9 protein-coding genes are annotated in these 9,545 nt (G+C 61.1%); 8 read left to right on the forward strand and 1 reads right to left on the reverse strand.

Translation table 11 applies throughout. The features are described 5' to 3' along the window. Positions 1 to 179 precede the first annotated feature (179 nt). The gene (locus tag WCO56_27040) at positions 180 to 530 is read left to right on the forward strand and encodes an iron-sulfur cluster assembly accessory protein (GenBank protein ID MEI7733257.1); all 351 of its coding nucleotides are present in this window, start codon (positions 180 to 182) and stop codon (positions 528 to 530) included. Between the two features lie 76 nt (positions 531 to 606). On the opposite strand, the gene WCO56_27045 is transcribed toward WCO56_27040, so the two are convergent. Next, positions 607 to 972, reverse strand: coding sequence for a hypothetical protein (locus tag WCO56_27045; protein ID MEI7733258.1), 366 nt, complete (start codon positions 970 to 972; stop codon positions 607 to 609). 33 nt (positions 973 to 1,005) lie between these two features. Here WCO56_27045 and WCO56_27050 point away from each other — a divergent pair, with 33 nt between their 5' ends. The 7 genes from WCO56_27050 to WCO56_27080 all read left to right on the forward strand — a co-directional run. Continuing rightward, on the forward strand, positions 1,006 to 1,686 hold the full coding sequence (locus WCO56_27050) for a TetR/AcrR family transcriptional regulator (GenBank protein MEI7733259.1): 681 nt from the start codon (positions 1,006 to 1,008) through the stop codon (positions 1,684 to 1,686). 4 nt (positions 1,687 to 1,690) lie between these two features. Then, a complete protein-coding gene (locus tag WCO56_27055) occupies positions 1,691 to 3,166 on the forward strand; it encodes an efflux transporter outer membrane subunit (protein ID MEI7733260.1) in 1,476 nt (491 codons plus the stop codon). After that, on the forward strand, positions 3,163 to 4,446 hold the full coding sequence (locus tag WCO56_27060; GenBank protein MEI7733261.1) for an efflux RND transporter periplasmic adaptor subunit: 1,284 nt from the start codon (positions 3,163 to 3,165) through the stop codon (positions 4,444 to 4,446). The genes WCO56_27055 and WCO56_27060 overlap by 4 nt, the downstream gene beginning before the upstream one ends. Then, positions 4,443 to 5,171, forward strand: coding sequence for an ABC transporter ATP-binding protein (locus tag WCO56_27065; protein MEI7733262.1), 729 nt, complete (start codon positions 4,443 to 4,445; stop codon positions 5,169 to 5,171). The genes WCO56_27060 and WCO56_27065 overlap by 4 nt, the downstream gene beginning before the upstream one ends. A gap of 5 nt (positions 5,172 to 5,176) precedes the next feature. After that, the gene (locus tag WCO56_27070; protein MEI7733263.1) at positions 5,177 to 6,382 is read left to right on the forward strand and encodes an ABC transporter permease; all 1,206 of its coding nucleotides are present in this window, start codon (positions 5,177 to 5,179) and stop codon (positions 6,380 to 6,382) included. Between the two features lie 518 nt (positions 6,383 to 6,900). Then, positions 6,901 to 8,490, forward strand: a complete 1,590-nt coding sequence (locus tag WCO56_27075) for an FAD-dependent oxidoreductase (GenBank protein MEI7733264.1) — start codon at positions 6,901 to 6,903, stop codon at positions 8,488 to 8,490. An 18-nt stretch (positions 8,491 to 8,508) separates the two neighbouring features. After that, a partial coding sequence (locus tag WCO56_27080) for an AarF/ABC1/UbiB kinase family protein (protein MEI7733265.1) occupies positions 8,509 to 9,545 on the forward strand: 1,037 nt, incomplete at its 3' end.

Here is a 9,545-nt window from a genome sequence, read left to right on the forward strand (position 1 = left end):
TTATTCAAAAACCTGCAAAAAATCCGCATTGTTAAGTCCGACAGGCTGCTAGGGATTATCGTTTTGCGGACTTTCCAGGCGACGCCACGCACAAATCGAAAGGGTGGGATGAAATTAAACACTTTCCCCAATTTGACAAATTCAACATCGGGGATTACGTTAATAGTGAAATTTAGGATATGAATTGCGATGTAAAAACTGAGTCCGTTGTGACGGTCACCGAAAGCGCCGCCAACCAGATTAAAACCATTCTGGCGGGCGACCAGGACAATGCCGGGAAGAACCTGCGGGTGTATGTCGAAGCGGGCGGTTGCTCGGGCATGCAATACGGCATGGTCTTCGATGAACGGCGTCCCGATGATCTCACCTGCGACGCCTTTGGCGTGACCATCCTGGTGGACCCCTTTAGTGCGAACTATGTTCGCGGCTCAGTCATAGATTTTGCCGACGCGTTGACGGGCGGTGGATTCAAGATCAAGAATCCCAATGCCCGCCAGAGCTGCGGTTGCGGCAAGTCATTCGAGGCCTGACCCGTACCCAACGGGTAAGCCGGAAACAGCCGTTCCGTGTGATGCGGAACGGCCATTTTTCTGATAGACTGTGCTATTATGTTTTACGCATCCCATCTGGCAACGCGCGGCCAGCTCTGCCAACATGATGGACGACGGGTCTTTGACCGCAATATCCCCTGCGCCCTTCCGCGCCCTCCAGGTCCAGCAGAAACCCGGTGCTTTGCTTGCCGCGGTAGAAGGTGACCGTGGCTTCGCCCGTGCCGGCCCGGCTTCGGAATGACGCATGGCCGTAATCCTCAAACTCCGGGTGATCCGGGTTTTCGAAGTTACCCGTTTCCGTCGCCACCACCCCGGCGTCTTCCCGGCCAAGATAGTGAAGGAACTGATCCGCATGGTTTTGCGGCCCCGGAGCGGGCGCCGGCCCGGAGCGGAATAATTCTTTAAAAAAGGGGGTTGACAACAATTCATACGGATGTATGATACGAACGTTCGTATGAATATGAAGACACATAACGCAACGAAGGCACAGCCGAAGAAAGCTCCCGCCGAGACCCGGGAAAAGGTACTTGAGGTGGCCGAGCGCCTGTTTGCCACGCGCGGCCTGGACGCGGTGTCCATCCGGGACATCATCGCGGAGGCCGGGGCTAATCTTGGTGCCATCAACTACCACTTCGGCACCAAGGACCGGCTAATCGAGGCCGTCTTCGAGCGGCGGCTGGTTCCGAGCACCCAGGAACAGCTCCGGGCGCTTGAAGCCGTCGAAAGGGCGGCCGGCGACCGTCCGCCCAAACTGGAAGCCGTCCTCGAAGCCATTTTCCGGCCGGTGGTCGAGGAAACGATGGATCCCAAGCGGGGCGGGGCCACTTTTGGAAAACTGATGGCCCGCTGCCTGGTTGACCCGAATCCAGTCATGGAAAAAGTGATGCACAGCCACTTTGCGGCGGTAGTCAAGCGCTTTGATGCAGCCTTAATGCGCGCCATGCCCAACCTGGCGCCCGGCGACGTTTTCTGGCGGATGCACCTGCTCATGGGCGGACTGCATCAGTCGTTGCTGCTCCTGGGCCGAAAGCCGCCGCCTGGAGCCCCCGTGCTAAGCCTTGATGCCGAGACCTACGTCCGGCGCTTTGTCGCATTCGCCGCCGCGGCCTTCCGGGCACCGCTGCCCAAGGAGTGATATTATGAGAGATACAACCGCCCGACGCATCGGACTGGCGATCCTGCTCACGGCCTGCCTGCCCGGCTTCATGGGCTGCACCACCGTGGGGCCCAACTACAAGCAACCCAAAACAGCCACGTCGGCCCGCTGGACCAGCGAGCTTCAAGGCGGGCTGGCCGGCGCCGCCGCCAACACCAACCTGCTCGCGCGTTGGTGGACGGTGTTCAACGACCCGGTGCTCTCCGAACTGGCAGAGCGGGCGCAGGCGGGCAACCTGGATCTCCGCCAGGCCGAGGCGCGGGTGCGAGAAGCCCGCGCCCAGCGGGGCATGGCCAAAGCGGCGCTCCTGCCCACCGCAGGGGCGAATACCTCCGTCAGCCGGACCAGGGCCAGCAAGGAAGCCGGGAACGGCCAGACCACGGATTTTTATGCCACCGGCCTGGATGCGAGCTGGGAGTTGGACATCTTCGGCGGCAAACGCCGATCATTGGAGTCGGCCACCGCCACCTGGCAGGCGTCGCAGGAGAGCCTGCGAGATGTGATGGTGAGCCTGCTAGCGGAAGTGGCGCTGAATTATGTGGAGGTGCGGTCGTACCAGGAACTGCTTTCGATCACGGAGTCAAACGTGCTCATCCGCGCCGAAACCCATGACCTGACGCGCTGGCGCCGCGAGGCCGGGCTGACCACGCAATTGGATGAGGAGCAGGCGAGGCAGAGCCTGGAGCAGGCCCGGGCGCAGGTGCCCACGCTGCGCACCAGCCTGGAGCAGGCAAAATACCGGCTGTCCGTTCTGACCGGCCAGCCGCCCGGCGCGCTCAAGATCCTGCTGGCGGAGCAAAAGCCGGTGCCAGGCACGCCCGCCGAAGTGGCGGTGGGAGTGCCCGCAGATCTGCTGCGGCGCCGCCCGGACGTGCGCACCGCCGAGCGGCAGCTTGCGGCGCAGACGGCCCAGATCGGAGTGGCCCGGGCGCAGCTCTACCCGAACTTTTCCCTGTCGGGCACCCTGGGGCTGGAGTCGCTCGAATACGCCAACCTCTACACCGCCAGCGCCCGCGCGGCCCAAGGTCTGGCCAAAGCCGCATGGACGATCTTTGACGGCGGGAGCATCCGGCAGAATATCAAACTGCAAACCGCGAAGCAGGAGGAGGCGCTGAGCGCTTATGAGAGCACGGTGCTGACCGCGCTGAAGGATGTCGAAAGCGCCCTGGTGGCCTATGCTAACGAGCAGACGCGCCGCGACTCGCTCACGGAGGCGGCGAAAGCCGGCCAGAGCGCCTTCGAACTGGCCAGCTTCCAATACAATGCGGGGCTGGCCAGCTTTCAGTCCGTGCTGGACACGCAGCAGTCCTTGCTCTCGACGCAGGATCAGCTCGCCACCAGCCGGGCCAAGGTCACCTCCAACCTGATCAGTCTCTATAAAGCCCTCGGGGGCGGCTGGACACCCGGCCATGATGTCTCCGCGGCTGCAACACAAACCACTTTATCAAAACAGCCATGAAAAACACACCCACACTTCAAACCGAACAGGTCGCCAAGACGCTCGGTGTTTCCGACGTGAAACCTCGCCGCCGCCGTTGGTGGCTCCTGGCCTTGGCGGCGTTGCTGATCGCCCTCCTGGTCTTTCCCGCGCTGAACAGAAAGCCTCAGCCGGTCCAGTATGCCACCCAGTCGGCCAAGCGCGGCAACCTTGTCGTCTCCGTGAGCGCCACCGGCACCCTGGAGCCGCTCAAAAAGGTGGACGTTGGCATCGAGGTTTCCGGCACCATCAAGTCGGTGGACGCGGACTACAACTCCGCAGTCAAGATTGGCCAGGTCATGGCCAGACTTGATGCCACCCGTCTCGAAGCGCAGGCCCAGCAGAACGAGGCCGCCCTTGACGCCGCTCGCGCCAAGGTCCTCCAGGCCCAGGCCAGCGTGCAGGAGGCGGAGGCTCAACTCGGCCGCCTCAATCGCGTTCGCGAATTGAGCGGTGGCAAGCTGCCGTCGCAAAGCGATCTTGACACCGCCAAGGCCAACCTCGCCCGCAACAAGGCGGACGAGGCCAGCGCCAAGGCGTCGGTGGCCCAGGCTCAGGCGGCGCTGGATGTCGTTCGCACGGACATCACCAAGGCGGTCGTCAAGTCGCCCATCAACGGCATCGTCCTGAAGCGCTCCGTCGAGCCGGGCCAGACGGTGGCGGCGCAGTTCCAATCGCCGACGCTCTTCACCCTGGCCGAGGATCTCACGCAAATGGAGTTGCAGGTGGACGTGGATGAGGCCGACGTTGGGCAGGTTAAGGAAGGGCAGGATGCCACTTTCACGGTGGACGCCTATCCTGACCGGACCTTCCCGGCGCGCATCACGCAAGTGCGTTATGGCTCGCAGACAGTCGAGGGTGTGGTGACCTATAAGACCGTGCTCAAGGTGGACAACTCCAGCCTCGTGTTGCGGCCCGGCATGACGGCCACCGCCGTCATTACGGTGAACAAGCGAGACAATGTCGTGCTGGTGCCCAACGCCGCGCTGCGATTCGCGCCGTCGAATAAAAGCGCATCCGGACCCTCGTCCGGCGGCTTGGTGGGCATGCTCCTTCCTCGCCCGCCAGGCATGAATGATCGCAAGATAGAGGAGCCGGACACCAAGAGCAAGGAGCAGCGCGTCTGGACCGTTCGCAACGGGCAGCTCACGCCCCTCTCCTTCACGAAAGGCCTCAGCGATGGGCTCCACACCGAAGTCGCCACCGGCCAGATTGAGAGCGGCATGGAATTGGTCATTGATGAAGTCAGCTCCTCCCAATGAATGCGCCCGAAAACCAGTCTGAGAACAGCGCCCCGCTCATCGAACTGCGCGGCGTGACCAAGGTCTATGGCACTGGCAGCGCCGCCATGCAGGCATTGCGGGGCGTGGATCTTTGCATCCAGCGCGGGGAGTTCGTCGCCGTCATGGGCGCCAGCGGCTCAGGCAAAAGCACCTGCATGAACATTTTGGGCTGCCTCGATACCCCGACCGGCGGTGCGTATCGGTTTCAGGGTATTGAGGTCAGCTTGCTCACCCGCAATCAACGGGCGTTGTTGCGGCGGCATTATCTGGGATTTGTGTTTCAGAGCTACAACCTGCTCAAACGCACGTCCGCCGTTGAGAACGTCGAGTTGCCCTTGATCTACCGCCACACCGGCTCCGAGCGCCATGCGCGGGCTTTGTCCGCATTGAAGCAAGTCGGCCTCACCGGCTGGGAGCACCACACCCCTGGTGAACTGTCCGGCGGCCAGCAACAACGTGTCGCCATCGCCCGCGCGATCGTCACCCAGCCCATCGTGCTGCTGGCCGATGAACCCACCGGTAACTTGGACTCCGCCCGCAGCGTCGAGATCATGGACCTGCTCACCACTCTCAACCGGGACCAGGGCATCACCATCGTCATGGTCACTCACGAGCCGGATATGGCCGCCTACGCCAAGCGCATCGTCCATTTCAAGGATGGCCTGATCGAGAAAGACCAGGCGAAAAAGGAGCAGATCGTATGATGGCCATGGTTGGAAACGCCCTATTGCTTGCCCTGCGCGAACTCCGGCGCAATGTCATGCGCTCCATCCTCACCATGCTCGGCATCATCATCGGCGTGGCCTCCGTCATCATTCTGGTGACCCTCGGTAGCGGCGCGACCAAGAAGGTCACCCAACAAATCGCCAGCCTTGGCAGCAATCTCCTCATGCTTAGCCCGGGCAAACGCATGGGGCCCGGACAAAGTTCCGGCGCGGCCCCGTTCAAGCTGGCCGACGCCGAAGCCATCGCCCGAGACGTTCCCTCCCTCGCCGCCGTGGCCCCTCTTTCGAGCCGCTCGACCACCGCCATCTACGCCAACGAAAACTGGGCCACCACCGTCACCGGCACCACCGAGCAATACTTCCCCCTCAGTAACCGCCGGGTTAAAGAAGGCCGCGCCTTCACGGCCAGCGAGGCCCGGTTGGGCGCGGCAGTCTGTGTCATCGGCGAGACCGTCCGCACGAAGTTGTTCGGCCATCTGAATCCCATCGGCAGCCGCATTCGCCTGCAAAAGCTCTCCTGCGAAGTCATCGGGTTGCTTGAAGCCAAAGGTCAGAACACCATGGGGCAAGACCAGGACGATGTGATTGCCGTTCCCCTTCGCACCTTTCAACGCCGCATCGCCGGCAACGACGACGTCAGCATGATTCAAGTCTCCGTGCAGGATGGGGCCTCCACAGAGCGCGCCCGCCGGGAGATCACCCGGTTGATGCGCGCCCGGCGCCATCTTTCCTCCACTCAGGATGATAACTTCAACGTCATGGACATGAAGGAAATCGCCTCCATGCTGTCTGGCACCACCACCATGATGACCATGCTCCTGGGTGCCGTGGCAGCCGTCAGCCTGCTGGTGGGAGGCATTGGCATCATGAACATTATGCTCGTCTCCGTGACCGAGCGGACCCGGGAAATCGGCACCCGACTGGCCATTGGCGCGCTTGAGCGCGAGGTCCTGCTCCAGTTCCTAGTGGAGTCGGTCGTGATTTCCTCCCTGGGCGGGCTGATTGGCATCGCGTTTGCACTGGTGACCTCGACCTCACTGGCCAGCGTGCTGCAGGTCCCCTTTGTCTTCAACGCGCCGATTGTGCTGGTGGGCTTTGCGTTTTCCGCCGCCGTGGGAGTCATCTTTGGATACGTCCCAGCCCGCAAGGCGGCCAGCCTCGATCCAATTGAGGCTTTGCGGCATGAATGAGGTTTGAGCCCTACCTCTGGAACCATTCCTTCCTCAATGTTCAGCTTTTCGTTGGTCCGTCTCATTCCATAACTCGTAGCGATGTGATTTGGAATAATCAATGCCTGGCGCTGTTCCGGCGGTAGGGTAACACCCCATAGATTCCCGAAGCTTCTACAGCTATTGTGCAGCAGCGTGAGGTTGGATGCCTTGCGCAATAGAAAAAACCGGGTGAAACGGGTTAAACCAATAACAACACCTTGACCTATGATTGAACTGATAATACAACCGCTATTCGCTGCTGCCGGATACTCCTTTTTGTACCTTCTATTCGGGGGAGGCATTGGAGGCGCCATTCTCATTTTTATCATCGCCAAAATGCTGCACAAATGACGTGCGCCAGGCTGCCATGTGGAAGCGCTGCCCGCCGCCATGGGCATCGGCGAATTCCCTGTTCCGCGCCGAGCCCAAGGGAATTTGCCGGAATTTGAATGGGGAGAACACCCCATTGTTACAAGCAGGTGTAGCCGTGTAATTTTATGAAGACTGTTATGAACGATCACTCGGGACAAACCACTTCCGTCTGGATGTCGACGGCGGCGCTGCCGCCGTTTGCCATGCTTGCCAAAAACGAAAACGCCGATGTCTGCATCGTCGGCGCCGGTGTCGCGGGACTGATGACCGCCTACTTGCTTGGACGCGCCGGACGGTCCGTGATTGTGCTGGACGATGGACCGATTGTGTCTGGTGAGACCGAACGCACCACCGCGCACCTCACCACCGCGCTGGATCAGCGCTATTCCGAACTGGAACGGCTCCACGGAGAAAATGGCGCGCGCCTGGCGGCGGAGAGTCACGCCGCCGCCATTGATAAAATTGAACAAATCGTTGTGGCGGAGAAAATTGAGTGTGATTTTGAGCGTTTGGATGGCTATCTTTTCGCCCCGCCCGGAGCGTCCGGTGAGACCCTCGAATGCGAACTGGCCGCCGCGCACCGCGCTGGTTTAACCGATACAGTCAGGGTCGCGCGCGCGCCCCTCGGTTCGTTCGACACCGGTCCGGCGCTGCGATTCCCCCGGCAAGCGCAGTTTCATCCCTTGAAATTTTTGGGGGCGCTGACGAGCGCCATCCTTCGGGATGGCGGTCGCATCCATACCCAGACCCATGCCACCAAAATCGCGGGCGGCACCCCCGCGCGCATCGAAACCGAAGCGGGTCCGGTGGTGATGGCGGGGGCGGTGGTGGTGGCGACCAACACCCCGGTGAACGACTTGCTGGCCATTCACGCGAAGCAGGCCCAGTATCGTACGTTTGTTATCGGTGCCGATGTGCCGGTCGGCTTGATCCACAAGGGACTCTATTGGGACACTGCCGCGCCGTATCATTACGCGCGCCTGCAAACCTCACCGGCCAGCGTTTCGCCTGCGGCAGCGGGCGACCTGTTGATCGTGGGCGGCGAAGATCACCAGACCGGGCAGGCGGACGGGGCGGAAGCCCGCTACGCGCGGCTGGAAGACTGGGCGCGGGCGCGGTTTCCCATGCTGGCCGGCATTCGCTTCAAGTGGTCGGGGCAGGTGGTCGAGCCATTCGATGGGCTGGCCTTTATTGGCCGGAATCCGATGGACGATCAAAACGTGTTTGTCGCCACCGGGTTTTCTGGCAATGGCATGACCTACGGCGTCATCGCCGGCAGCCTCCTCACGGATTTGATCCAAAACCGGGAAAACGCCTATGCCTCGCTCTATGATCCGGCCCGCAAGACGCTCCAGGCGGCGGAAACGTTTGCCCGGGCCGCTTGCAACATTGCGGCGCAGTACACCGGGTGGGTTACTAAAGGCGACGTTGCGGAAGATGTATTGGTCACCCCAGGCACAGGCGCCATTGTCCGCCGCGGCCTGCTGAAAATTGCGGTCTATTGCGACACCGCCGGGCGCCTGCACGAATGTTCCGCGGTTTGTCCGCACCTGGGCGGGATCGTGGCTTGGAATCATGCGGAAGAAACTTGGGATTGTCCTTGCCATGGTTCGCGCTTCGACAAGTTTGGGAAAGCGCTTAACGGACCAGCCAACACGAACCTTTTTGCCGTCACCGCGCCTCATCCAACCGCCGCCGGATTTAAGCGATCATAGCGCGGCGGGCAAACCACCATGAACATCTCCCCCAACCATCTAAAGCGCTACAAAGAAATTGCGTTGCTGCTGTGGAAGTACGGCCGCTCCGATCTCGTGCAGCAGATGGGCCTTGGCGACGCCATTGATCCGCAGGAGATCAAAGCGGTGAGCCCCGGTGCGGCCAGCCCGGAACATTTGGCGGACGATCTGGAGGCCATGGGGCCCACGTATGTGAAACTGGGCCAAGTGCTTTCCGGCCGGCCTGATTTGCTCCCGGACGCCTATGTGAAGGCGCTCGCCCGCTTGCAGGACAAGGTTAAGCCGTTTGCCTACGTGGAGGTGGAGCAAATCGTGTTGGCGGAATTGGGTGTCCGAATTTCCAAGGCGTTCTCGCGTTTTGATCCGGAGCCGATTGCCGCCGCCTCCCTGGGCCAGGTGCATTCCGCCGCGCTGCGGGATGGGCGGTTGGTCGTGGTCAAAGTCCAGCGCCCCAATATTCGCAAACAAATCGCCGACGATTTTGAAGTGCTTGAGCAAATTGCGGCATTTTTTGATGAACACACCGAACTGGGTCGTCACCATCGGTTTCTTCGAATGCTGGAAGAGTTTCGCCTTAGCATTCAGCAGGAGCTGAACTATGAACGGGAAGCGCAAAATCTGATCGCGATTGGGGAAAATTTGAAAGAGTTCGAACTGCTCCAAGTGCCCCAGCCGGTTCCCGATTACAGCACGCGCTCCGTGCTCACCATGGATTATGTGCAGGGCCGGAAGATCACTTCCGTCGGCCCGCTGGTCCGGCTGGAGCTGAACGGCGCGCCGCTGGCCGAGGAACTGTTCAAGGCGTACTTGAAGATGGTGTTGCTGGACGGCTTGTTTCATGCCGACCCGCATCCGGGCAATGTCTTTCTCACCGACGATGGCCACCTCGCCTTGCTCGATCTGGGCATGGTTGGCCACACGTCGCCGGGCATGCAGGAGAACCTGCTGAAGCTGTTGCTGGCGATCAGCGAGGGCAATAGTGACGCGGCCACCGACCTCGTGATCCGCTTCAGTCAGACGCGGGAGGATTTTAA

It is taken from the genome of Verrucomicrobiota bacterium (genome assembly GCA_037139415.1).
Taxonomy (GTDB): Bacteria; Verrucomicrobiota; Verrucomicrobiia; order Limisphaerales; family Fontisphaeraceae; genus JBAXGN01.

What these genes read in the sequence shown, in the direction of transcription:
- WCO56_27070 (MEI7733263.1), top strand. Translation starts at nt 5,177, where the DNA reads ATGGTTGGAAACGCCCTATTGCTTGCCCTGCGCGAACTCCGGCGCAAT.
- WCO56_27055 (MEI7733260.1), top strand. Translation starts at nt 1,691, where the DNA reads ATGAGAGATACAACCGCCCGACGCATCGGACTGGCGATCCTGCTCACG.
- WCO56_27040 (MEI7733257.1), top strand. Translation starts at nt 180, where the DNA reads ATGAATTGCGATGTAAAAACTGAGTCCGTTGTGACGGTCACCGAAAGC.
- WCO56_27075 (MEI7733264.1), top strand. Translation starts at nt 6,901, where the DNA reads ATGAAGACTGTTATGAACGATCACTCGGGACAAACCACTTCCGTCTGG.
- WCO56_27060 (MEI7733261.1), top strand. Translation starts at nt 3,163, where the DNA reads ATGAAAAACACACCCACACTTCAAACCGAACAGGTCGCCAAGACGCTC.
- WCO56_27065 (MEI7733262.1), top strand. Translation starts at nt 4,443, where the DNA reads ATGAATGCGCCCGAAAACCAGTCTGAGAACAGCGCCCCGCTCATCGAA.
- WCO56_27050 (MEI7733259.1), top strand. Translation starts at nt 1,006, where the DNA reads ATGAATATGAAGACACATAACGCAACGAAGGCACAGCCGAAGAAAGCT.